We start from the raw sequence: 23,642 nt of genomic DNA on the forward strand, positions 1-23,642 counted from the left end.
TTTTCATGTTCTTTTACGGGAATCTCCATAAACGGAAGCATGATCGGCAAATAAAACCACATTAAGTCAAAGGGTTCATCGATTTTGCATCGCGCCTCGCAAAGCGGGCGATAAGGCACAAATGGGATGTTTAAACCGCTTGCAATGGGCTATAGCTCTTTTACCATTAGTCACTATTACTGCGTTAAGCAAATCAGGACATTATTATGGCTTTTACACCTTTTCCTCCTCGTCAACCGTCCGCGTCAGCCCGTTTGCCTCTGACGCTGATCACTCTCGATGACTGGGCGCTGGCCTCGATCACCGGCGCCGACAGCGAGAAGTATATGCAAGGTCAGGTCACCGCGGACGTCAACCAGCTTACCGAACAGCAACACTTACTGGTCGCCCATTGCGATGCAAAAGGGAAGATGTGGAGCAACCTGCGTCTGTTCCGCGACGGCGACGGTTTTGCCTGGATTGAACGCCGCAGTCTGCGTGAGGCCCAACTGACCGAGCTGAAAAAATACGCCGTGTTCTCTAAAGTCGCGATCGTGCCTGACGATGAGCGTGTTCTGCTCGGTATCGCTGGTTTTCAGGCTCGCGCAGCGCTGGCAAATATCTTTAGCGAGTTACCAAACAGCGAAAAACAGGTCGTGAGCGAAGGGGCGTCCACCCTGCTTTGGTTTGAACATCCGGCGGAACGTTTTCTGCTGATTACGGATGTCGCCACGGCTGAATCCCTGACTGAAAAACTGCGTGGCGAAGCGGCGCTGAACAACAGCCAGCAGTGGCTGGCGCTGGATATTGAAGCGGGCATTCCGGTCATTGACTCCGCGAACAGCGGGCAATTTATACCGCAGGCAACCAACCTACAGGCGCTGGGCGGCATCAGCTTTAAGAAAGGCTGCTACAGCGGGCAGGAGATGGTCGCCCGGGCAAAATTCCGCGGTGCGAACAAACGCGCGCTCTGGTCTCTGGCAGGTAAAGCCAGCCGCGTACCGGAAGCCGGAGAAGATCTGGAGTTGCAGATGGGTGAGAACTGGCGTCGTACCGGCACCATTCTTGCGGCAGTGCAACTGGATGACGGCCAGGTTCTGGTGCAGGTGGTCATGAACAACGATATGGAAGCTGACAGCGTATTTCGCGTACGCGATGATGCGAATACCCTGCACATCGTACCGCTGCCCTATTCGCTGGAAGAGTGAAAAGAATAACGCCTGATGGCGCTGCGCTTATCAGGCCTACGGTTCAGTACGCCATGTAGGCCGGATAAGGTATTAGCCGCCATCCGGCAGTTGGGTTTCAGGCCCCATCCCTCGTAGGCCGGATAAGGCGTAGCCGCCATCCGGCAACAGTGTGTCAGACCTGCCCTACATACAGATAGATCGCCAGAAAGTGGCACACGCTGCCGCCCAGCACGAACCCGTGCCAGATTGCATGGTTATAGGGAATGCGTTTGCAGACGTAGAAAATCACGCCTAGCGAATAGACCACGCCGCCGACCGCCAGCAGCGTCACGCCTCCCGCCGCCAGTTTGATCGCCAGTTGATAAACCACAATCAGCGACAGCCACCCCATCGTTAAATACGTTACCAGCGAGAGAACCTTAAACCGGTGGGCAATAGTCAGCTTGAATAAAATACCGAGCAGCGCCAGGCTCCAGATGACAATCATCAGCCCACGCGCCAGCGGCGAATCCAGCCCCACCAGCAAAAACGGCGTATAGGTTCCGGCAATCAGCAGATAGATAGCGCAGTGGTCGAATTTTTTCAGCCAGATCTTCGCCCGCTGATGCGGAATCGCGTGGTAGAGGGTTGAAGCAAGAAACAGCAGGATCATGCTGCCGCCGTACAGGCTGTAGCTGGTAATGGCCGTTGCACTGGCATTCGCGTCTACCGCCTGAACCAGTAACAGCACCAGACCGACAATACCAAACACCAACCCAATACCGTGGCTGATGCTATTGGCAATTTCCTCTGCCAGCGAATATCCCTGTGCGATTAATGGTTTCTGCACCATAGCTTACTCCAAAGAACGTTCACAATCGTGATAGCGTTCCTAGCGTAACTGAGAATGGTTCCAGTGAACACCTGTTAGCTAAAATAAATATCAACTTAAGATTAATCCTTGTAAATCATGATGTTGAAACTTACTTTTCAACTAACAGTTGTCCATTAAAATCAAAGGCATTTAAAATCAATCACATAAAATTGCGTCTGATCCGGGTAAATCCCGGCAATCACATGTTTAAGTTCTTCAAGCGTCATGTTTTCCTGCCGGGCATGTTTTTCCGTCAGCGTGTCCAGCGTGACGGTTGAAGTGCCAACAACCTCAATTGTGCAGAAGTAACCCTCATCTTCGAAGCGTCCAACCCGTAGAATATCCCCGGCTTTGAAGTGTGATTCGGACTCGTCACGAATGGTGATAGTTTTGCGTCCGGCCAGAATGTCATCCTGGAAACGCTGAAAAAAAGTGATGTCATTTGGCTGCATGTTATTATTCCCTGTAGATGAAGTCTGATGAGTGAGTTTTGCCATTGTGAGTATGTTCTCCCACGCTGCCATCGCCAGTCTCAACAATCTTGAGATGCTGGTCTACAACTATGTCATCAAAAACCGTGACAAAGTCATGTACATGACCATTCGCGAACTGGCTGATGCCGTGGGCGTTTCCACCACCACCGTACTGCGCTTTTGTCGCAAACTTCACTGTGACGGCTACTCTGAATTCCGCGTGCGCTTTAAATTATATTTAGAGCAGGATGAGCCGCAACAGGCTAATTTTGGCGCCAGCGAAATTATCAGTTTCTTTAAAAGCGTCAATAACGATGAGTTTGATAAATTACTCGATCAGGCTGTCGATATCATTTTATCTTCCGAACGTATTATATTTGTCGGCGCAGGAACTTCCGGCGCGCTGGCAAAATATGGTGCACGTTTTTTCTCTAACGTCGGGAAATTCAGTAATCATATTGACGATCCTTATTTTCCGGTCACCAACGATATGGCAAAAAACGCGCTGGCGATTGTGCTTTCAGTATCGGGAGAGACTGCGGAGATCCTGCGCTTTGCCAGCCAGTTCAGCCTGCACAACTGCAAAGTGCTGTCGATTACCAGCCATGAACACTCGGCGCTGGCAAAGCTGGCCGATTTTAATCTCTCCTGGCATGTACCACAAACCCGTATTGCTGGCGTTTATGATATTACAACGCAGATCCCCGTTATCTATATTCTTGAATCATTAGGCCGTAAGCTGGCGAAAAAATTAGCGTAAAAAAACAATTTGTTTTTTGGGCGTAACAAATTACACCAACGCTATTTTGTTATATCGTGACTTTTTGCCTTCCTTTGTTAGACTCAAAACCAGATTGTATTAATTTGAGATTGAGCAACAATGAAAAAACTCACCTTACCAAAAGATTTCTTATGGGGCGGCGCAGTTGCCGCTCATCAGGTTGAAGGCGGCTGGAACAAAGGCGGCAAAGGGCCGAGCATCTGTGATGTGCTGACCGGCGGAGCGCATGGCGTACCGCGTGAAATCACCCGACAGGTCGTAGCGGGTAAATATTATCCGAACCATGAAGCGGTCGATTTTTACGGTCACTATAAAGAAGACATTAAGCTGTTCGCCGAGATGGGGTTTAAATGCTTTCGCACCTCCATCGCCTGGACCCGCATTTTCCCGCAGGGTGACGAGACGCAACCGAACGAAGAAGGGCTGAAATTCTACGATGATATGTTCGATGAGTTGCTCAGATACAACATCGAACCGGTCATCACCCTCTCCCACTTTGAAATGCCGCTGCATCTGGTACAGCAATACGGCGGCTGGACCAACCGTAAAGTGGTGGATTTCTTCGTCCGCTTCGCGGAGGTGGTATTTGAGCGCTACAAGCACAAAGTCAAATACTGGATGACCTTCAACGAGATCAACAACCAGCGCAACTGGCGCGCGCCGCTGTTTGGCTACTGCTGTTCTGGCGTGGTGTATACCGAGCATGAAAACCCGGAAGAAACCATGTATCAGGTGCTGCATCACCAGTTCGTCGCCAGCGCGCTGGCGGTAAAGGCGGCACGCCGCATCAACCCGGAGATGAAGGTCGGCTGTATGCTGGCGATGGTCGCGCTCTATCCGTTTTCCTGTAAGCCGGAAGATGTCATGTTCGCGCAGGAATCCATGCGTGAGCGCTATGTGTTTACCGACGTTCAGCTACGCGGCTACTACCCGTCTTACGTGCTGAACGAATGGGAACGTCGCGGCTTTAACATCAACATGGACGCTGGCGACGCGGAGATTCTGCGCGAAGGCACCTGCGATTACCTTGGCTTCAGCTATTACATGACTAACGCAGTAAAAGCGGAAGGCGGTAGCGGCGATGCCATTTCCGGCTTCGAGGGCAGCGTGCCGAATCCGCACGTCAAAGCCTCCGACTGGGGCTGGCAGATTGACCCGGTCGGCCTGCGTTATTCCCTGTGCGAGCTGTATGAACGCTACCAGAAGCCGCTGTTTATTGTGGAAAATGGGTTTGGCGCCTACGACAAAGTGGAAGAAGACGGCAGCATCAACGACGATTACCGCATCGACTATCTGCGTGCTCACGTAGAAGAGATGATGAAAGCGGTGACGTATGATGGCGTGGATCTGATGGGCTATACGCCGTGGGGCTGCATCGATTGCGTGTCATTCACGACCGGACAATACAGCAAACGTTACGGTTTTATTTACGTGAACAAGCATGACGACGGCAGCGGCGATATGGCGCGCTCGCGGAAGAAAAGTTTTACCTGGTATAAAGAGGTTATCGCCAGCAACGGCGAGAAGCTGTAATTTTTTGCCGGATGGCGGCTAATACCTTATCCGGCCTACAAGTTCTGTCTCCGAATAAAAAAAAGCCGGGTAGCGCTTGCGCTTACCCGGCCTACAGTATGGCAGAGAGATTACTGATATTCGCTCATCGGTACGCAGGAGCAGAACAGGTTACGGTCGCCGTAAACGTCATCAAGGCGTTTCACGGTCGGCCAGTACTTGTTCGTTACCCCCGCCGGGAACACCGCGACTTCACGGCTGTATCCGTGGTTCCACTCCGCGACCAGCTCATTCTGCGTGTGCGGCGCGTTAACCAGCGGGTTATCCTCCAGCGGCCACTCACCGGCTTTCACGCGATCGATTTCCGCGCGAATCGCCAGCATCGCATTGATAAAGCGATCCAGCTCCATCTTGCTTTCAGACTCCGTCGGTTCAACCATCAGCGTTCCCGCCACCGGGAACGACATGGTCGGCGCGTGGAAGCCGTAGTCGATCAAACGCTTGGCAATATCCAGCTCGCTGATGCCGGTCTCTTCTTTCAGCGGGCGGATGTCGAGAATACACTCGTGCGCCACGCGGCCATCGCGACCGGTATACAGCACCGGATACGCGTCTTTCAGGCGGCTGGCGATATAGTTGGCGTTCAGAATCGCCACCTGGCTCGCCTGCTTCAGCCCTTCCGCGCCCATCATGCGGATGTACATCCAGCTGATCGGCAGAATGGATGCGCTGCCGAACGGTGCGGCGGACACCGCGCCCTGACGGGTCAGCATCCCTTCGATCTGCACCACGCTGTGACCCGGAACAAACGGCGCCAGATGTGATTTCACGCCGATCGGCCCCATACCCGGGCCGCCGCCGCCGTGCGGAATGCAGAAGGTTTTATGCAGGTTGAGGTGTGAAACATCCGCGCCGATGAAGCCCGGAGAGGTAATGCCAACCTGCGCGTTCATGTTTGCGCCATCGAGGTATACCTGGCCGCCGAACTGATGCACGATCTCACACACTTCACGAATGGTTTCTTCGTACACGCCGTGGGTGGATGGGTAAGTCACCATGATGCAGGAGAGATTGTCACCCGCCTGCTCGGCTTTAGCGCGCAGATCCGCCAGATCGATGTTGCCGTTCTTATCGCATGCGACCACCACCACCTGCATACCCGCCATCTGTGCGGAAGCCGGGTTGGTGCCGTGAGCGGAGGCCGGGATCAGACAGATATCGCGATGCCCGTCGTTGCGGCTTTCATGATAATGACGAATCGCCAGCAGGCCCGCGTATTCGCCCTGCGCGCCGGAGTTCGGCTGCATGCACACGGCGTCATAGCCCGTCAGTTTCACCAGCCAGTCAGAAAGCTGGTTGATCATCTGATGATACCCTTCCGCCTGATCTGCCGGGCAGAACGGATGCAGTTCCGCAAATTCCGGCCAGGTGATGGGGATCATCTCCGCCGCCGCGTTCAGCTTCATGGTACAGGAACCCAGCGGGATCATTGCCTGGTTCAGCGCCAGATCTTTACGCTCCAGCGAGTGCATGTAGCGCATCATCTCCGTTTCGCTGTGATAACGGTTGAACACCGGGTACGTCAGGATCGCGTCATCACGCAGCATACTCTCCTGGATAGAGCGGCTATCGTGCGCCACGTCTTTATCCAGCGTATCAATGTTCAGACCGTGGTCGTCACCCAGCAGCACAGAGAACAGTTGCAGCACGTTTTCGCGGGTTGTCGTTTCATCCAGCGTGATGCCGACAGCATTGTGGATGTCGCTGCGCAGGTTGATCTCTGCGACCTCCGCGCGCGCCAGGACAGCGGCTTTATCGGCCACCTCTACGCACAGGGTGTCGAAGTAATGCGCATGGCGCAGTTTCAGCCCTTTTTGTTGCAGGCCCGCCGCCAGAATGTCGGTCAGGCGGTGAATGCGATTAGCAATGCGCTTCAGCCCAACCGGACCGTGATAAACGGCATACAGGCTGGCGATGTTGGCCAGCAGCACCTGCGAAGTACAAATATTGGAGTTCGCTTTCTCGCGACGGATATGCTGCTCGCGAGTCTGCATTGCCATGCGCAGTGCGGTATTGCCCGCCGCATCTTTCGATACGCCGATAATACGGCCCGGCATGGAACGTTTGAATTCATCTTTGGCAGCAAAGAACGCCGCGTGTGGGCCGCCGTAGCCCATCGGTACGCCGAAGCGTTGCGCAGAGCCGAACACAATGTCCGCGCCCTGTTTACCCGGCGCCGTCAGCAGCACCAGCGCCATAAAATCGGCGGCTACGCTGACGACAACTTTACGTGACTTCAGTTCGTTAATCAGCGCGCTGTAGTCGTGGACTTCACCGGTGGTGCCAACCTGCTGCAACAGCACGCCGAACACATCCTGGTGATCCAGCACTTTTTCCGCGTCATCGACGATCACATCAAAACCGAAGGTCTCCGCGCGGGTGCGCACGACGTCCAGCGTTTGCGGGTGAACGTCAGAGGCGACAAAGAAACGGTTGGCGTTTTTCAGTTTACTGATGCGTTTTGCCATCGCCATCGCTTCTGCGGCAGCGGTTGCTTCATCCAGCAACGAAGCAGAGGCCATATCCAGCCCGGTCAGATCCAGCGTCACCTGCTGGAAATTCAGCAGCGCTTCCAGACGCCCCTGCGAAACTTCCGGCTGATAAGGCGTATACGCGGTGTACCAGCCCGGATTTTCCAGCATATTGCGCAGGATAACCGGCGGCAGCTGCACCGCGGTATAACCCATGCCAATGTAAGACGTGAAGCGCTTGTTGCGACCGGCAATCGCTTTTAATTCGGCCAGCGCGGCGTATTCCGTCGCCGCTTCACCTACCTGCGGCGGCGTGGCAAGCTGAATGTCTTTCGGCACAATCTGGCCGATCAGCGCGTTTAACGACTCGGCGCCAACGGTATTCAGCATCTCTTGCTGCTGTGCGGCGTCCGGTCCAATGTGGCGTTCAATGAAAGCGCCGCTGTTTTCAAGCTGGCTTAGCGTCTGTGTCATGGGCGATGGTTCCTGAAACGTGCAGTGAATCGTGATTGTCTCTGGCTCAATTGCCCGGTGGCGCTAACGCTTACCGGGCCTACGCGTGCGAAAACGAATACGCAAAATCATTCACGTTGCAGGACGGCGGCGACGCAGAGAACCCCCAGGAGCTTACATAAGTAAGTGACTGGGGTGAGCGAGGAAGCCAACACACCTGCTGCGTGAAGGATGAAGCGTATTTATTCGTCTTCTAACAATGCTTCGTATGCGGTTGCATCCAGCAGCGAGTCGATTTCGCTTTCGTCGCTGGCTTTGATTTTGAAGATCCAGCCACCCGCATACGGCTCGCTGTTGACCAGTTCAGGGGAGTCGCTGAGCGCGTCGTTTACCGCCACAATCTCACCGCTCACCGGCGCATAAATGTCAGAAGCGGCTTTTACCGATTCTGCTACCGCGCAGTCATCGCCCGCCGCAACGGTGGCGCCGACGTCTGGCAGATCGACAAAAACCATATCACCCAGCAATTCCTGAGCGTGTTCCGTGATGCCAACCGTGTAAGTACCGTCTGCTTCTTTGCGCAGCCATTCGTGTTCTTTGCTGTATTTCAGTTCTACAGGTACGTTGCTCATCAATAAATCTCCAAAAAAGGATGAATCACGCGACGGCTTTGCCGTTACGCACAAAAACAGGTTTAGTGACTTTTACTGGCATTTCGCGGTTGCGGATCTGCACGATCGCCGTCTCGCCAATACCCGCCGGAACGCGCGCCAGCGCAATGCTGTAGCCCAGCGTTGGAGAGAAAGTGCCGCTGGTGATAACGCCTTCCAGCTGATTCCCCTGGGCATCGGTAAAGCGTACCGGCAGTTCATTACGCAGTACGCCTTTCTCGGTCATAACCAGACCCACCAGTTGTTCGGTGCCTTTTTCACGCTGGACTTCCAGCGCCTCGCGACCAATAAAATCGCGATCGGCCGGTTCCCAGGCGATGGTCCAGCCCATATTCGCCGCCAGCGGAGAGACGCCTTCATCCATCTCCTGACCATACAGGTTCATACCCGCTTCCAGACGCAGCGTATCGCGCGCGCCCAGGCCACACGGCTTCACGCCGGATTCCACCAGCGCACGCCAGAAATCCGCCGCCTTTTCGTTTGGCATCGCAATTTCATAGCCTGCTTCGCCGGTATAACCGGTTGTTGCAATAAACAGATCGCCTGCCTGCACGCCAAAGAACGGTTTCATGCCTGCCACCGCCTTGCGCTGTTCTTCAGTAAACAGCGTGGCCGCTTTCGCCTGCGCATTCGGCCCCTGTACCGCAATCAGCGACAGGTCGTCACGAACGGTGATGTCGATGGCGTAAGGTTCGGCGTGTTGAGTAATCCAGGAGAGGTCTTTTTCGCGGGTGGCGGAGTTTACAACGAGGCGGAAGAAATCTTCAGTGAAGTAATAGACAATCAGGTCATCTATCACGCCGCCCGAGGCATTGAGCATACCAGAGTAGAGGGCTTTACCAGTCTTTGTGAGTTTCGCCACGTCATTCGCCAGCAGATAACGCAAAAACTCCCGGGTGCGGCTGCCGCGTAGATCGACGATGGTCATATGCGACACATCAAACATACCGGCATCAGTGCGAACTGCATGGTGCTCATCAAGTTGAGAACCATAGTGCAGCGGCATCATCCAGCCATGGAAATCCACCATGCGCGCGCCACAAAGCGTGTGTTGTTCGTATAAAGGAGTCTGTTGAGCCATCTTGTCCTCATTGAATAAGCGGGGCTTACAACCATTTCATGGTGAAATCTTCGCCACGAAACCCGGCGTCGCAGCCACTCCAGGGCTTCGACGCAAACGTTCTCTTTTACCTGAACTTACCACCGAAGCAGACGCTAAACCATAAGGCAAAATTAACCATCACATTAGCTTATGGCCAAAAAACGCCAAACCCACCTCAGCATAAAAAACCATGAAATAAACAAAAAACCTCCATAAACGATAATCAAATACGCAACCACCCCGCACACATCAATATTAAATGTGGAAAAAATGTCAAAAATGACGATAGTTGAAAATCGTAATATTAAAAAAACTAATGCGAAAAGAGAGGTGAAATTAGATTATTTCAAATGAGGAAAGCGTCCCGGCGCGAAGGCCGGGAGAGGAAAATGTGACGGGTTTCAAACTCTCAGAAGCAGGAGGGAAATGCTTAGCGGAGCCACTCAGGCAGATCGTTCAATCCCATCGCCTGACGAATCAGTTGCGGTTTTACGCCCGGGAGAGTATCGGCCAGTTTCAGACCAATATCGCGCAGCAATTTCTTCGCCGGGTTCTCTCCGGCAAACAGTTCGCGAAAACCTTGCATACCTGCCAGCATCATCGCGGCGCTGTGCTTACGGCTGCGCTCGTAACGACGCAAATAGAGGTATTGACCAATGTCTTTGCCCTGGCGTTGCAGACGTTTGAGTTCATCGATCAACTCTGCGGCGTCCATAAAGCCGAGGTTCACCCCTTGCCCCGCCAGAGGATGGATGGTATGTGCGGCGTCGCCCACCAGCGCCAGCCGGTGTGCGGCAAACTGACGCGCATAGCGTCCCGTCAGCGGGAACACCTGGCGTTCACTCTCAACGCGGCATAAGCCGAGGCGGTTATCAAACGCGACGTTCAGCGCCCGGTTGAACGCATCCTCACTCGCCTGCTGCATATGCTCAGCGTCCTGCGGAGACAGCGACCAGACAATGGAACACAGATGCGGATCGCTTAATGGCAGGAACGCCAGGATGCCTTCGCCATGAAACGCCTGACGCGCAACGGCGCCGTGCGCTTCTTCGGTGCGGATGGTCGCCACCAGCGCATGATGACGGTAATCCCAGAAGGTCAGCGGAATATCCGCTTTGTTGCGCAGCCAGGAGTTCGCGCCGTCTGCGCCAATCACCAGCCTTGCCGTCAGCATCGCGCCATCTTTCAGGGTCAGGAAGGTTTCATTTTCTCCCCAGGCGACCTGCTGCAATTCAGCCGGCGCCATCAGGGTAATATCCGCTGACTGCTGCGCCTTTTGCCATAGCGCGTAGTGGATCACCGAATTTTCAATGATGTGCCCCAGGTGGCTGTATCCCATGCTTTTGTCATCAAACTCGATGCGGCCAAAGCTGTCTTTATCCCAGACTTCCATACCGTGATAGCAGCTTGCGCGGCGAGCAAGAATGTCTGACCAGACCCCAAGACGCGTAAGCAGTTTTTCACTGGCGGCATTGATAGCCGACACGCGTAATGCCGGGGGAGCGTCGCTCGCCAGCGGCTGTGGAACGCGCTGTTCCAGAACGGCAACGCGTAAACCGCTGCCCTGCAAACCGCAGGCGACAGCCAGGCCTACCATGCCTCCGCCAACAATGGCTACATCAACACTTTGCACTGTGTACTCCTGAAAATAGGACAATCAAAAACCGTAGGCCGGATAAGGCAAAGCCACCATCCGGCATTACATTACTTCCGCGGCATTGCCTGATGGCGCTGCGCTAATCAGACCTACTTCTTTATTCCGACCTACCGGTGAATTATCGTGCGACCCAGCCCAACGTCCGTTTTGCCAACGTGTCGCGAAGGGGAGGCAATAACTCCATCGCCATTAAGCCGACGTTGCGCCCGGCAACCAGCGGCGCCCAGCGGTTAGCAAACAGATGCACCAGGCTATCCGTTATGCCAACCGTCGCCTCTCTGTCAGCCTGACGGCGCGACTGGTACTCAGAAAGCACACCGTACTCGCCGACGTCCGCCCCAGACTCATGCGCCTGCACCAGCGTTTCGGCAAGGCTCATCACATCGCGCAGCCCCAGGTTAAACCCTTGCCCGGCGATAGGATGCAGCGTCTGCGCCGCATTGCCGACCAGCACGGTGCGATGGGTTATCGCTTTGGCCGCCGTGGTGAGCGCTAACGGATAAGCGCTGCGCTTACCCGCATGGGTGATACGTCCCAGCCGCCAGCCAAACGCCGACTGTAGCTCATGGCAAAAGCGTTCATCCGACCAGCGCATGATCTCATCGCGCTGTTCAAGCGGATGGCACCACACCAGCGAACAGCGACCTTCGGACATCGGCAACATCGCCAGCGGGCCGTGTTGGGTAAAGCGTTCAAACGCACGTCCGTCATGCAGGGTAGCGGTCGCAACATTGGCAATCACCGCCAGTTGTTCATAAGGCTGCTGCTGCCAGTCCACGCCGCAGGCGGTCGCCAGGGCGGAGTGCGTACCGTCGGCCGCCACCACGACATGACCAGAAATCACGTCGCCGTTTTCCAGAGTGACATTCACCTTTTCTTGCGTCCGCGCCACGCTGGCAACGCGATCCGGGCAATGCAGCGTCACGCCCGGCGCTTTGCGCAACAGCGCAAACAGTCGCTGACCGACATCATGCAGCTCCACAACCTGCCCCAACGCAGCGATGCTGTAATCCTGCGCGTCCAGAGTGACAAAACCGGCATGGCCGCGATCGCTGACATGTACCGTGTTGATCGCCGTTGCGCAATCAGCAATCGCCTGCCAGACGCCAATCCGCGCCAGTTGCTGACAGGAGCCTGCCGCCAGCGCGATCGCCCGGGCGTCGAACCCGGGATGCGCGGCGGTTTCAGGCGCGCTCGCTTCAATCAGGTGCACGGCCAGTTTGCCGTGGCTGAGCTGAGAAAGCGCCAGCGCCAGCGTCGCGCCCACCATACCGCCGCCAACAATAATCACGCTCATAGCTGACGCGCCGCCCCCATTAAGGCTTCAATATCGTCCGCTTTTTTCACCACGCTGGCGGTCAGGTTTTCGTTGCCCGTTTCCGTAATGACGATGTCATCTTCAATACGGATGCCGATGCCGCGATACGCTTCCGGCACGTCGGCGTCCGGCGCGATGTACAGACCCGGCTCAACGGTGAGCACCATACCCGGCTCCAGCACGCGGGAGCGATCCTGCCCGTAAACGCCAACATCGTGTACGTCCAGCCCCAGCCAGTGGCTAAGACCATGCATAAAGAATGGACGATGGGCGTTTTCCGCGATCAACTGCTCCACGTCGCCCTGCAAAATGCCCAGATTCACCAGCCCCGCGATCATGATGCGCACCACTTCTCCCGTGACCTCCTGGATAGACGTTCCCGGACGAAACAGGCGTAAGCTGGTTTCCAGCGACGCCAGCACGATATCGTAGATTTCGCGCTGGGCGGGCGTAAATTTGCCGTTCACCGGGAAAGTACGCGTAATGTCGCCAGCATAACCTTTGTATTCGCATCCGGCGTCGATCAACACCAGATCGCCGTCGCGCATTTCGCTTTCATTTTCGGTGTAGTGGAGGATGCAGCCGTTCTCACCGCTGCCGACAATGGTGTTATAGGACGGATAGCGCGCGCCGTGACGGTTAAATTCGTGGTGAATTTCACCTTCCAGTTGATATTCGAACATCCCCGGACGGCATTTTTTCATTGCGCGGGTATGCGCCAGCGCGCTGATCTCGCCCGCGCGACGCATGACGGCAATCTCTTCCGGCGATTTAAACAGGCGCATCTCGTGCACCATTGGCCGCCAGTCGGTCATCGTCGCTGGTGCAGTCAGGTTCTGTCGGGAACCTCTACGCAGTTTATCCAGCGCGGCGAAAACAATCTCGTCGGCATACGCATATTCGCCCTGCGCGTGGTAAACCACGTCAAGGCCATTGAGTAACTGATAAAGCTGCTGGTTGATTTCGCTGAACGCCAGCGCGCGATCCACGCCCAGTTTTTCCGGCGCGGCGTCCTGCCCCAGGCGGCGGCCAAACCAGATCTCCGCCGTCAGATCGCGAACGCGGTTAAACAAAACGCTGTGGTTATGAGTGTCATCGCTTTTAATCAGCACCAGCACCGCTTCCGGTTCGTTAAAACCGGTGAAATACCAGAAATCACTACTCTGGCGATACGGATATTCACTGTCCGCGCTGCGCGTGGCTTCCTGAGCTGCAAAAATCAACGCGGCGCTGCCCGGCTGCATTTGCGCCAGTAATGCCTGGCGGCGACGCTGATACTCCTGCTGAGATATATCGCTCATAACACTCTCCATTGCGTTTACGTTCTTAGTGCAGAGTCGGTTTCTGGACTTCCGGCGCCGTCGGCTGCTGACGCGTAAAGGTGTCGTGGCACAGCAGCGCCGCAACCCGCACATATTCGATGATCTCTTCGAGCGACATCTCCAGCTCTTCCTGATCTTCGTCTTCGTCATAACCGAGCTGGGCGATGTTGCGCAGATCGTCAATGGCTTCACCGGTTTCGCCGGTCACTTTATCCAGCTTAGGCTGCGTGACGCCAAGCCCCAGTAAAAAGTGGTTAACCCAGCCGGCCAGCGCATCAGCGCGATCGAACACGCTCACGTCGTCGCCTTCAGGCAGAAAAAGCTGAAAAAGGAAGCCGTCGTCTTCCAGCGCGTCGCTGGTTGCCGCATGCATTTTACGCAGCGCCTGCGCCAGTTCGTGACCAAAGGCCAGCCCCTCGTTCGTCAGGTCGTGCAACAGCGGCTGCCATGAGCTGTCGTTGTTGCCGCCGCAAATCATCCCACTGATCAAACCGTGCATTTCGGCCGGGGTTAACCCCGTCCCCTGTTGGTTCAAAAACTGGTTCATTTCGTTGTAACCAGGCATTTCGTTCTGTATAGACATAAGCATTCGTCATCAAAGGGAGGATATTCATGATATGCTACCACTTTGGACCCTGGTGAACCAGAAAAGGGCTTGTATCTTCACACCGGGGTAGCTATAGTGTCGCCCCTTCGCCGACCCAGGGTCTGGAGGCGAAGGCAGCGCAGTCAATCAGCAGGAAGGTGGCATGTCTGCACAACCCGTCGATATCCAAATTTTTGGCCGTTCACTCCGCGTGAATTGCCCGCCTGAACAAAGGGATGCGTTGAATCAGGCTGCGGACGATCTGAATCAGCGGTTGCAAGATCTAAAAGTTCGCACTAGAGTCACAAATACTGAGCAGCTGGTTTTCATTGCCGCATTGAACATCAGCTATGAATTAACTCAGGAAAAAGCGAAGACCCGCGACTACGCGGCGAGCATGGAACAACGAATTCGGATGCTTCAACAGACCATTGAACAGGCGTTGCTTGATCAGGGTCGCATAACCGAAAAAACGGGCCAAAACTTTGAATAACACTTTTCGGTTTACTATGGTAGAGTGACCGTGAAGACAAAATTTCTCTGAGATGTTTGCAAGCGGGCCAGTCCCCTGAGCCGATATTTCATACCACAAGAATGTGGCGCTCCATGGTTGGTGAGCATGCTCGGCTAGTCCGAGAAGCCTTAAAACCGTGACGACGCATTCACCTTGAACCAAGGGTTCAAGGGTTACAGCCTGCGGCGGCATCTCGGAGATTCCCCTTCTACCTGGCGACAGCCATGACGCAACTTCCTGAACTTCTTTTATCCCGACAAGAAATCCGCCAGATGATTCGGCAACGTCGCCGTACGCTGACGTCTCAACAGCAAACCGCGTTCGGTCAACAGGCCGCCACCAGAATGCTTGCTTATCCTCCCGTAGTTCTTGCCCACACCGTCGCGGTGTTTCTTTCATTTGATGGCGAGCTGGACACGCAACCCTTGATTGAGCAGCTCTGGCGCGCGGGAAAACGCGTGTATTTACCGGTTCTCCATCCGTTCAGCCCCGGCAATTTGCTGTTTCTGCATTATCATCCGCAAAGCTCGCTGGTGATGAATCGTCTGAAAATTCAGGAACCGAAGCTGGACGTGCGCGACGTGCTGCCGCTCTCTCAGTTAGATGTGCTGGTTACACCGTTAGTCGCTTTCGACGAAGACGGCCAGCGTCTGGGAATGGGCGGCGGGTTCTACGACAGAACGTTGCAGAACTGGCGACAGCATAAGATCCAACCGGTGGGTTATGCGCACGATTGTCAGTTAGTGGAAAAGTTGCCTGTCGAAGAGTGGGATATCCCGCTGCCTGCGGTGGTGACGCCGTCAAAAGTGTGGGAGTGGCCGCAGTGAATTGCCTGATGGCGCTCGCTTACCCGGCCTACGAACCGATCTCACAGGCCGGGTGAGGCATAGCCGCCACCCGGCACAGTATACAAATTAGTACAGCAGACGAGCGCGAATCGTACCCGGTAGCGCTTTCATCGCCAGCAGGGCTTTCTCCGCCACATCTTCATCCGCTTCGATATCAATCACCACGTAACCGACCTGGGCAGACGTTTGCAGATACTGCGCGGCGATGTTAACGCCCTGCTCGGCAAAAATCTGGTTAAGCGCGGTCAGCACGCCTGGACGATTTTCATGGATGTGCATCAGACGACGACCGCCGTGCAGCGGCAGGGAGACTTCCGGGAAGTTCACCGCAGACAGCGTAGAGCCGTTATCAGAATACTTCGTCAGTTTGCCCGCCACTTCAAGGCCGATGTTCTCCTGCGCTTCCTGGGTAGAGCCGCCGATATGCGGCGTCAGAAGCACATTGTCGAATTCACATAGCGGAGAAGTAAACGGATCGCTGTTGGTCGCAGGTTCCGTCGGGAACACGTCGATAGCTGCGCCCGCCAGGTGTTTGCTCGCCAGCGCATCGCACAGCGCCGGGATGTCCACCACCGTACCGCGAGACGCGTTGATCAGCAGCGCGCCCGGTTTCATCAGTGCGATTTCCGTCGCGCCCATCATATTTTTGGTGGAGGCGTTTTCCGGCACATGCAGGCTCACAACGTCGCTCATGTTCAGCAGATCGGAAAGATGCTGTACCTGGGTCGCGTTGCCCAGCGGCAGTTTGTTTTCAATATCGTAGAAGAAGACGTGCATGCCCAGCGATTCCGCCAGAATGCCCAACTGCGTGCCAATGTGGCCGTAACCGATGATCCCCAGCTTTTTGCCGCGCGCTTCAAACGAACCGGCCGCCAGTTTGTTCCACACGCCACGGTGCGCTTTCGCGTTCGCTTCCGGCACGCCGCGAAGCAGCAGCAGCAGCTCGCCAATCACCAACTCCGCAACAGAACGCGTGTTGGAGAACGGCGCGTTAAACACGGGGATTCCGCGTTTTGCCGCTGCGCTCAGATCAACCTGGTTGGTGCCGATGCAGAAACATCCAATCGCCACCAGTTTCTCTGCGGCGTCAATCACATCTTCGGTCAGATGGGTTCGGGATCGCAGGCCAATGAAATGGGCATCACGGATGGACTCTTTCAACTGCTCAGTATCCAGAGCGCCTTTGTGAAATTCGATGTTGGTATAACCTGCCGCGCGAAGGTTTTCGAGTGCCTTTTGGTGCACACCTTCAACCAGCAGAAATTTAATCTTGTCTTTCTCCAGTGATACCTTTGCCATTTCCCCGACCCTGTCTTTTTATCGAAACTGATGTGTTGTATGTGGATTTGTATCCGCCTTTCAACATATCAAAAAAAACTATTGCGGCAATATGAACGTTTGCGTCGCCACTCTGAAGAAATATCATTCAGCGTGAAATGGCAGAGGAAAATGCTGGGGATAAGATTTTCTTTGGAGAGATCGGCAGGGCAACACCCAAAACGTGACACAAGTCACCAAATTTGCCCTGCCAAATTTTTTTAACGCGGGATGAATCACCCTCGCCAGATCATTTTACGATAGTTTTTACGCCGTCTGCCGTACCAATCAGCGCCACATCCGCGCCACGGTTGGCGAACAGGCCGACGGTCACGACGCCCGGAATGGCGTTAATCGCGTTTTCCATCGCGATCGGATCAAGAATTTCCATGCCGTATACGTCGAGGATCACATTGCCGTTATCAGTGACTACGCCCTGACGGTACTCAGGACGACCGCCCAGCTTCACTAACTGGCGTGCGACAGCGCTGCGCGCCATCGGGATCACTTCCACCGGCAGCGGGAATTTACCCAGAATATCGACCTCTTTGGAGGCATCCGCGATGCAGATGAATTTCTTCGCCACCGAAGCAATGATTTTCTCACGCGTCAACGCCGCGCCGCCGCCTTTAATCATCTGCATGTGGCCGTTGATCTCATCCGCGCCATCAACATAGACGCCCAGGCTGTCCACTTCGTTCAGATCGAAAACGGTAATGCCGAGGCTCTTGAGTTTTTCAGTAGATGCATCCGAGCTGGACACCGCCCCTTCAATCTGACCTTTCATTGTGCCCAGCGCATCAATAAAGTGCGCGGCTGTTGAACCGGTACCTACGCCCACAATGGTGCCGGGCTGTACATACTGAAGTGCCGCCCATCCTACTGCTTTTTTCAGTTCATCCTGCGTCATGATCGTTTCGCCTGTGGTGTGAAAATTCAGGCGCATTATAGATCATTGTGCGAAAAAATCCCTCCGACCCCGCTCGCAAGCGGCGGATTTCGTCTGTACCTGAGTGAAATTTATGTCATAGTGCGGGATAAGAAAAATTTCAGGAGTACCTCAGAGCAATGAAACGTCCAGACTACAGAACACTACAAGCGCTGGATGCGGTGATTCGTGAACGGGGATTTGAACGCGCCGCACAGAAGTTGTGCATCACACAATCCGCTGTCTCACAACGCATAAAACAGCTTGAGAATATGTTTGGGCAACCGCTGCTGGTACGTACCGTTCCGCCGCGTCCTACCGAACAAGGACAAAAATTGCTGGCGCTGCTGCGTCAGGTAGAGCTACTGGAAGATGAGTGGCTTGGCGATGAGCAAACCGGCTCCACGCCGCTGCTGCTGTCGCTGGCGGTCAACGCCGACAGTCTGGCGACCTGGCTGCTTCCGGCGCTGGCGCCGGTTCTGGCCGACTCGCCTATTCGCCTCAATTTGCAGGTGGAAGATGAAACCCGCACCCAGGAACGTCTGCGTCGCGGCGAAGTGGTTGGCGCGGTGAGTATTCAGCACCAGGCGCTGCCAAGCTGCCTGGTAGACAAACTTGGCGCGCTCGACTATCTGTTCGTGGGATCAAAACCCTTCGCCGAGCGCTACTTCCCCAACGGCGTCACCCGTTCCGCGCTGCTGAAAGCGCCCGCAGTGGCGTTTGACCATCTGGACGACATGCACCAGGCCTTTTTACAGCAGAACTTCGATTTACCGCCGGGCAGCGTGCCGTGCCATATCGTTAACTCTTCCGAAGCCTTCGTACAGCTCGCGCGTCAGGGTACCACCTGCTGTATGATCCCGCATTTGCAGATCGAGAAAGAGCTGGAGAGCGGTGAGCTAATCGATTTAACGCCGGGCCTGTTCCAGCGTCGGATGCTCTACTGGCACCGTTTCGCGCCGGAAAGCCGTATGATGCGCAACGTGACTGACGCGCTGCTGGAGTATGGGCATAAGGTTTTAAGGCAGGATTAACGCGCCGTGCCTGATGGCGCTACGCTTATCAGGCCTACAGGTTATTTTGTAGGCCGGATAAGGCGTTTACGCCGCCATCCGGCAATTTGCCCGGGGCGCTGCGCTTGCCGGGCCTACGATGGTTTGTAGGCCGGATAAGACGTTTCAACAACGCTTACTGTGCTTTCGTCTCTGCTGCTGGTTCTAACTGGAACACCACATCGACCTGATCAGCAAACTGAATTGTCGGCTGCTCATAGGTTTCCTGGGCCGACACCGCAGGCGCCGCGTCCGCTTTCATCATTCGCACCACCGGGCTCGGCTGATAATTAGAAACGTGGTAACGCACGCTATAAACCGGCCCCAGCTTGCTGTTAAAGCCCGCAGCCAGTTGCTCAGCCTGGTGAACCGCGTCGTCAATCGCCGCTTTACGCGCTTTATCTTTATAGGCATCCGGTTGCGCAACGCCTAATGACACCGACCGGATCTCATTCAGACCCGCTTTCAGCGCGCCATCCAGCAGAGAGTTGAGTTTGTCCAGCTGGCGCAGCGTAACTTCAACGGTTCGCACCGCGCGGTAGCCTTTCAGCACACTTTTACCATTCTGGTAGTCATAGTCCGGCTGAGTGCGCAGGTTTGCAGAGCTGATGTCTTTCTTGGCAATCTGATTTTGTTCAAGGAAAGAAAGGTATTGCGCAACACGCTCATCGGCCTGTTTCTTGGCGGAAGCGGCATCCTTTGCCGACACATTGACTTCAATCGCCAGGGTGGCAATGTCAGGCGTCGCATCCACGCTTGCCGTCCCGGAAGTCACGATGTGCGGTCCATTCGGCAACTCATTTGCCTGTACCGGGATTGCGCTAAATCCGACTAATGCCGCAAGGGCCATCACTTTGAACTTCACTGTCGCTCCTCCATGTTACGTTAATCGCCCTGAAACTCAGGGCGCATGCAGGCAAGCTTAGCGGGTATCTGCGCGTTGTCCATCAGACAACGCTTAGTTGAACAATGCGTGAACGTGTGCAACCCCTTCTTTTGCCAGTTGAAAAGCGATAAACCACATCACCAGCCCTACCAGAGTATTGATGATACGCTGGGCTTTGGCGGTACGCAGTCGCGGCGCCAGCCAGGCGGCCAGCAGCGCCAGACCGAAGAACCACAGGAAAGAGGCGCTGACGGTTCCCAAAGCGAACCAACGCTTCGGCTCCATATCCAGTTGCCCGCCCAGGCTACCCAGTACCACGAAAGTGTCCAGATAAACGTGCGGATTCAGCCACGTCACCGCCAGCATCGTGGCGATGATTTTCCAGCGCCCCTGCTTCATCACCTCGGCGCTGGCCAGTTCCAGGTTGCTGCTCATTGCCGTTTTTAACGCGCCAAAGCCGTACCACAATAAAAACGCCACACCGCCCCAGGTCACTAACGCCATCAGCCAGGGGGACTGCATGAGCAATGCGCTGCCGCCAAAGATACCTGCGCAGATAAGCACTAAATCGCTGATCGCGCAAAGCAGCGCAATCATGATGTGATACTGCCGACGAATCCCCTGATTCATCACAAACGCATTCTGCGGGCCGAGCGGCAGGATCATGGCCGCGCCAAGCGCAAGACCTTGAAAATAATAAGATATCACGATAATTATTCCGAACTGTTTCTCTTAAGCGCAGACTATAGCGCGAGAGAATCATTAGCGGAAATTGATAATTTTAATCGCAGATTAGGGGAATTAATAAAGGGGGAAGGAAATGCCGGATGGCGGCTAACGCCTTATCCGGCCTACAAAACAAACCTGTAGGCCCGGTAAGCGACAGCGCCACCGGGCGAAACGGCAAACGGCTTATTCCGCGTTTTCTTTCACTCGTTTGAAATTCACGTCCATCTGCGGATACGGGAAGCTAATGCCTGCGGCATCGAACTCACGTTTAATACGTTCCAGCACATCCCAGTAAACATTTTGCAGATCGCCGCTTTTACTCCATGCGCGCACCACGAAATTAATGGAGGAGGCGCCCAGCTCATTCAGGCGCACCGTCATTTCACGGTCTTTCAGAATACGCTCGTCGGACTGGATAATATCGGTCAGGATTTTTTTCACCTGGTCGATATCAGAGTCATACGCCACGCCAATGATAAATTCGTTACGACGCACCGGCTCACGGGAAAAGTTAATGATATTTCCGGCAATAATCTTGCCATTCGGGATCACCACAATTTTGCCGTCCACGGTACGCATGGTGGTCGAAAAAATTTGTACGTTCAGTACCGTACCCGCGACGCCGCCGAGATCGACATATTCTCCCGCGCGGAAAGGACGGAACATCACCAGCAGTACGCCTGCCGCGAGGTTAGACAAAGAACCTTGTAAGGCCAGACCGACCGCTAAACCGGCGGCACCCAACACAGCGATAACGGAAGCCGTTTGTACGCCAACGCGCCCCAGAGCGGCAATCAGCGTAAAGGCAATAATGCCGTAACGCACCAGCGCAGACAGGAAGTCAGCCACGGTCGCATCAATATGGCGCGCCAGCATCAGGCGATTAACGGTATTGGAAACAATACGCGCCACGATCATCCCGATGATGATGATAGCGATAGCCGCAACGATGTTAACCGCATAACTCAGCAGCAGCTCCTGGTTGCGCACCAGCCAGGTGCCCGCACCATTTATGCTGTCGACAACATTCAAATCTTCCATTCAATATTCCTTGGTCATATCAAAAAAACGCAAATGAGATCATTCTCACGAAAACGACCTTTTAAAGGTAAACAAAAACAGTCGAATATGCCATTTTTCAACATGATCCCATCAAGGAAACGCGCAGCGTTAATACTCCGCAGGTCGATCGACCATTCTGAGAAATCCGCTCACTAATGCACTCTTCTGCTTAAAGACGTCGGCGATTTCACTCACCACTTTTCCGCTGCCCGCATTCTTCCAGGCGATAGAAAGCGGCGAAGGCTGGCGTGGATTGACCACTGAGCGGGCAACCAGCGCCCCGGACTCGACATACGGACGGCACAATCGCTCCGGTAAAAAACCGACGCCGAGGCCGCTTAAATGGCAGGCCAGCTTGGTGCTGAGATCTGGAACCTTGATCTCCTTTTGTCCGCTCAGCAACCAGGCAACACGGCGCGTCAGCGTTCGCGAAGTATCTTCAATATTAATGGCGGGGTAACGGCGCAGCATATCGTCAGACAATACCGGCGCAGGATGGCTCGCCAAAGGATGACTTTGCGCCACCACAAACTGCCAGCTGATATCCCCCAGCGGCAGCAGAGAGATGTTATTGGAGAGCGACTCCGAGCCCGTCACGCCAATCGCTAACTGGAAGTCGTCATACAAAAGCGAATCCCACACGCCCATGTAGACCTGACGGGAAATTTGAAAACGGGTAAACGGAAACTGTTGATGTAACCACGTCAGTAAGTCCGCCGTGGTCTGCGGCTGATACAGCAGGTTATTGATAACGATATTCACCTGCCGCTCAACGCCTGCGTTGATCTGCTGAAGCTCGTCCGGCATTGCATCCAGCCAGTTAAGCCACTGGCGGCAATGCTCAAGCAGGTGCTGCCCGGCAAGAGTCAGGCTGACCGATCGGGTCGTACGTAAAAAGAGCTGCGTTCCCACCTGCTCCTCCAGCGTTTTTATGCGATAGCTGATCGCCGCTGGCGTTTTATGTAGCGAGCTGGCCGCGCGGGAAAAGCTCTCCGTCTCCGCAACCCGAATAAATGTGCGTATTGTTTCCTGATCGAGCATGCCTTCCCCTTGAGTCGACCATCTGTAACCACCGTTGCGCTATTGCTATCCCCAGTAATGTATCGGCGCCTGAAGTGTGTCCAACCGCGAGCAAACGCTGAATCGCGGGCTGCGGGTCGCGCCCTGACTGTAAACGGCGCATCACCTTCAGCACCGGTATTGAAAATTCCCCCATTCTGGCGCTGTTCAGATAACTGCAACTTACCGATGTTGTAAGTTGCGCAAGCTGATCCGCCGGAGGTAAGAAATGCCCCAGCCGCGCAGAAAACCCGGCGGCATACAGCACGGCAAGCATACCCGTCAGCATATCATCGCCGCTGGGCGTCAGTCCTGGCCCGCACCCGATAAGCCAGCGCCAGTCTGGCATCATGCCATGATGCCAGCATGCAAGCTGCTTAATTATTTCAGGATAGTGCGGCATAGCCGTCAGCGGTTGATTTAACGCCCCGGAGAAGCCGCTGCGTTGCGTACAGAATGAGAGATCGACAGGAGCGACAGCAGCAGAACTCAGCGACACACGAAGTATGCGACGAGGGTCAAGCATTATGCCCTGCCCCCACAGGGTGTTCCCCTGTTTGATGAGTCGTTCAACATGGGCCACGCGGGAAAACTGCGCGGTGCTCAGTAACACGCCCGTCGGCCCCATTCCTTTCCCATAGCGAAACAGCGTCAACAGCTCGCCACCGGAATGGCAAAAGTTAATCGCCTGCGAGAAGCGGCTGTGTAACGACCACTCACCATCGGGAAGTCGATAAAGTCCGGCACAGGCCAGGGGATTGATAATGCTCATCGGTACACTCCAGTATGCCGGATGGCGGCGTAAACGCCTTTACAGCA

Annotated in this window: 22 protein-coding genes and 1 other RNA gene; 7 read left to right on the forward strand and 16 right to left on the reverse strand. The window is 54.8% G+C overall.

Annotated features, from left to right (window positions below):
• Positions 1 to 206: 206 nt before the first annotated feature.
• Positions 207 to 1,187 carry a tRNA-modifying protein YgfZ gene (ygfZ, locus tag OGV79_RS05870; protein ID WP_199976973.1) on the forward strand — a complete coding sequence of 327 codons (981 nt, stop codon included), beginning with the start codon at positions 207 to 209 and terminating at the stop codon, positions 1,185 to 1,187.
• A 154-nt stretch (positions 1,188 to 1,341) separates the two neighbouring features.
• Here ygfZ and trhA read toward each other — a convergent pair whose 3' ends face one another.
• Both trhA and yqfB read right to left on the reverse strand, forming a co-directional pair.
• Positions 1,342 to 2,001, reverse strand: coding sequence for a PAQR family membrane homeostasis protein TrhA (trhA, locus tag OGV79_RS05875; RefSeq protein ID WP_012135004.1), 660 nt, complete (start codon positions 1,999 to 2,001; stop codon positions 1,342 to 1,344).
• A gap of 161 nt (positions 2,002 to 2,162) precedes the next feature.
• On the reverse strand, positions 2,163 to 2,474 hold the full coding sequence (gene yqfB / locus OGV79_RS05880) for a N(4)-acetylcytidine aminohydrolase (protein ID WP_047461422.1): 312 nt from the start codon (positions 2,472 to 2,474) through the stop codon (positions 2,163 to 2,165).
• A gap of 52 nt (positions 2,475 to 2,526) precedes the next feature.
• Here yqfB and OGV79_RS05885 point away from each other — a divergent pair, with 52 nt between their 5' ends.
• Positions 2,527 to 3,255, forward strand: coding sequence for a MurR/RpiR family transcriptional regulator (locus OGV79_RS05885; RefSeq protein WP_012135006.1), 729 nt, complete (start codon positions 2,527 to 2,529; stop codon positions 3,253 to 3,255).
• A gap of 120 nt (positions 3,256 to 3,375) precedes the next feature.
• Complete coding sequence (gene bglA, locus OGV79_RS05890) at positions 3,376 to 4,809, forward strand: 6-phospho-beta-glucosidase BglA (RefSeq protein ID WP_115625884.1); 1,434 nt, start codon at positions 3,376 to 3,378, stop codon at positions 4,807 to 4,809.
• Positions 4,810 to 4,919: 110 nt separating this feature from the next.
• Here the strand turns inward: bglA and gcvP are convergent, their stop codons facing one another.
• From gcvP to ygfB, 7 genes are all read right to left on the reverse strand, one after another.
• Positions 4,920 to 7,793: an aminomethyl-transferring glycine dehydrogenase gene (gcvP, locus tag OGV79_RS05895; RefSeq protein ID WP_286468153.1), complete on the reverse strand. Its 2,874-nt coding sequence runs from the start codon at positions 7,791 to 7,793 to the stop codon at positions 4,920 to 4,922.
• A gap of 221 nt (positions 7,794 to 8,014) precedes the next feature.
• Positions 8,015 to 8,404: a glycine cleavage system protein GcvH gene (gcvH, locus tag OGV79_RS05900; RefSeq protein WP_012135010.1), complete on the reverse strand. Its 390-nt coding sequence runs from the start codon at positions 8,402 to 8,404 to the stop codon at positions 8,015 to 8,017.
• Positions 8,405 to 8,429: 25 nt separating this feature from the next.
• Positions 8,430 to 9,524, reverse strand: coding sequence for a glycine cleavage system aminomethyltransferase GcvT (gcvT, locus tag OGV79_RS05905; protein ID WP_071257874.1), 1,095 nt, complete (start codon positions 9,522 to 9,524; stop codon positions 8,430 to 8,432).
• A gap of 451 nt (positions 9,525 to 9,975) precedes the next feature.
• Positions 9,976 to 11,178 (reverse strand): FAD-dependent 2-octaprenylphenol hydroxylase, encoded by a 1,203-nt coding sequence (ubiI, locus tag OGV79_RS05910; RefSeq protein WP_047461414.1) that lies wholly within the window; start codon positions 11,176 to 11,178, stop codon positions 9,976 to 9,978.
• 142 nt (positions 11,179 to 11,320) lie between these two features.
• Positions 11,321 to 12,499 carry a 2-octaprenyl-6-methoxyphenyl hydroxylase gene (gene ubiH / locus OGV79_RS05915; protein WP_199976970.1) on the reverse strand — a complete coding sequence of 393 codons (1,179 nt, stop codon included), beginning with the start codon at positions 12,497 to 12,499 and terminating at the stop codon, positions 11,321 to 11,323.
• The gene (gene pepP / locus OGV79_RS05920; protein ID WP_199976968.1) at positions 12,496 to 13,821 is read right to left on the reverse strand and encodes a Xaa-Pro aminopeptidase; all 1,326 of its coding nucleotides are present in this window, start codon (positions 13,819 to 13,821) and stop codon (positions 12,496 to 12,498) included. The genes ubiH and pepP overlap by 4 nt, the downstream gene beginning before the upstream one ends.
• Positions 13,822 to 13,846: 25 nt before the next feature.
• Positions 13,847 to 14,425, reverse strand: coding sequence for a UPF0149 family protein YgfB (gene ygfB / locus OGV79_RS05925; RefSeq protein WP_123907426.1), 579 nt, complete (start codon positions 14,423 to 14,425; stop codon positions 13,847 to 13,849).
• A 166-nt stretch (positions 14,426 to 14,591) separates the two neighbouring features.
• Here ygfB and zapA point away from each other — a divergent pair, with 166 nt between their 5' ends.
• From zapA to OGV79_RS05940, 3 genes are all read left to right on the forward strand, one after another.
• On the forward strand, positions 14,592 to 14,921 hold the full coding sequence (gene zapA, locus OGV79_RS05930) for a cell division protein ZapA (RefSeq protein WP_006686880.1): 330 nt from the start codon (positions 14,592 to 14,594) through the stop codon (positions 14,919 to 14,921).
• A gap of 41 nt (positions 14,922 to 14,962) precedes the next feature.
• A non-coding RNA gene (gene ssrS, locus OGV79_RS05935) (6S RNA) lies at positions 14,963 to 15,146 on the forward strand.
• A gap of 20 nt (positions 15,147 to 15,166) precedes the next feature.
• On the forward strand, positions 15,167 to 15,769 hold the full coding sequence (locus OGV79_RS05940; RefSeq protein ID WP_047461402.1) for a 5-formyltetrahydrofolate cyclo-ligase: 603 nt from the start codon (positions 15,167 to 15,169) through the stop codon (positions 15,767 to 15,769).
• A gap of 87 nt (positions 15,770 to 15,856) precedes the next feature.
• Here OGV79_RS05940 and serA read toward each other — a convergent pair whose 3' ends face one another.
• Positions 15,857 to 17,089 (reverse strand): phosphoglycerate dehydrogenase, encoded by a 1,233-nt coding sequence (serA, locus tag OGV79_RS05945; protein WP_047461397.1) that lies wholly within the window; start codon positions 17,087 to 17,089, stop codon positions 15,857 to 15,859.
• A gap of 268 nt (positions 17,090 to 17,357) precedes the next feature.
• Positions 17,358 to 18,017 carry a ribose-5-phosphate isomerase RpiA gene (rpiA, locus tag OGV79_RS05950; RefSeq protein ID WP_024130929.1) on the reverse strand — a complete coding sequence of 220 codons (660 nt, stop codon included), beginning with the start codon at positions 18,015 to 18,017 and terminating at the stop codon, positions 17,358 to 17,360.
• Positions 18,018 to 18,175: 158 nt separating this feature from the next.
• Between rpiA and argP the strand changes: the two genes are divergently transcribed.
• The gene (gene argP, locus OGV79_RS05955; RefSeq protein WP_012135021.1) at positions 18,176 to 19,069 is read left to right on the forward strand and encodes a DNA-binding transcriptional regulator ArgP; all 894 of its coding nucleotides are present in this window, start codon (positions 18,176 to 18,178) and stop codon (positions 19,067 to 19,069) included.
• Between the two features lie 154 nt (positions 19,070 to 19,223).
• Here the strand turns inward: argP and OGV79_RS05960 are convergent, their stop codons facing one another.
• The 5 genes from OGV79_RS05960 to OGV79_RS05980 form a co-directional block, all read right to left on the reverse strand.
• A complete protein-coding gene (locus tag OGV79_RS05960; protein ID WP_012135022.1) occupies positions 19,224 to 19,952 on the reverse strand; it encodes an oxidative stress defense protein in 729 nt (242 codons plus the stop codon).
• A 93-nt stretch (positions 19,953 to 20,045) separates the two neighbouring features.
• The gene (gene argO, locus OGV79_RS05965) at positions 20,046 to 20,681 is read right to left on the reverse strand and encodes an arginine exporter ArgO (RefSeq protein WP_058668062.1); all 636 of its coding nucleotides are present in this window, start codon (positions 20,679 to 20,681) and stop codon (positions 20,046 to 20,048) included.
• A 204-nt stretch (positions 20,682 to 20,885) separates the two neighbouring features.
• Positions 20,886 to 21,743 carry a small-conductance mechanosensitive channel MscS gene (locus tag OGV79_RS05970; protein WP_012135025.1) on the reverse strand — a complete coding sequence of 286 codons (858 nt, stop codon included), beginning with the start codon at positions 21,741 to 21,743 and terminating at the stop codon, positions 20,886 to 20,888.
• Positions 21,744 to 21,872: 129 nt separating this feature from the next.
• Positions 21,873 to 22,805 (reverse strand): HTH-type transcriptional activator AllS, encoded by a 933-nt coding sequence (allS, locus tag OGV79_RS05975; protein ID WP_058668063.1) that lies wholly within the window; start codon positions 22,803 to 22,805, stop codon positions 21,873 to 21,875.
• Positions 22,723 to 23,595 (reverse strand): oxamate carbamoyltransferase subunit AllH family protein, encoded by an 873-nt coding sequence (locus OGV79_RS05980; protein ID WP_286468154.1) that lies wholly within the window; start codon positions 23,593 to 23,595, stop codon positions 22,723 to 22,725. Before OGV79_RS05980 ends, allS begins: the two co-directional genes overlap by 83 nt.
• Between the last annotated feature and the right edge of the window lie 47 nt (positions 23,596 to 23,642).

The organism is Citrobacter sp. CK185 (genome assembly GCF_030333565.1).
In the GTDB taxonomy this organism is placed as follows: Bacteria; Pseudomonadota; Gammaproteobacteria; order Enterobacterales; family Enterobacteriaceae; genus Citrobacter_B; species Citrobacter_B koseri.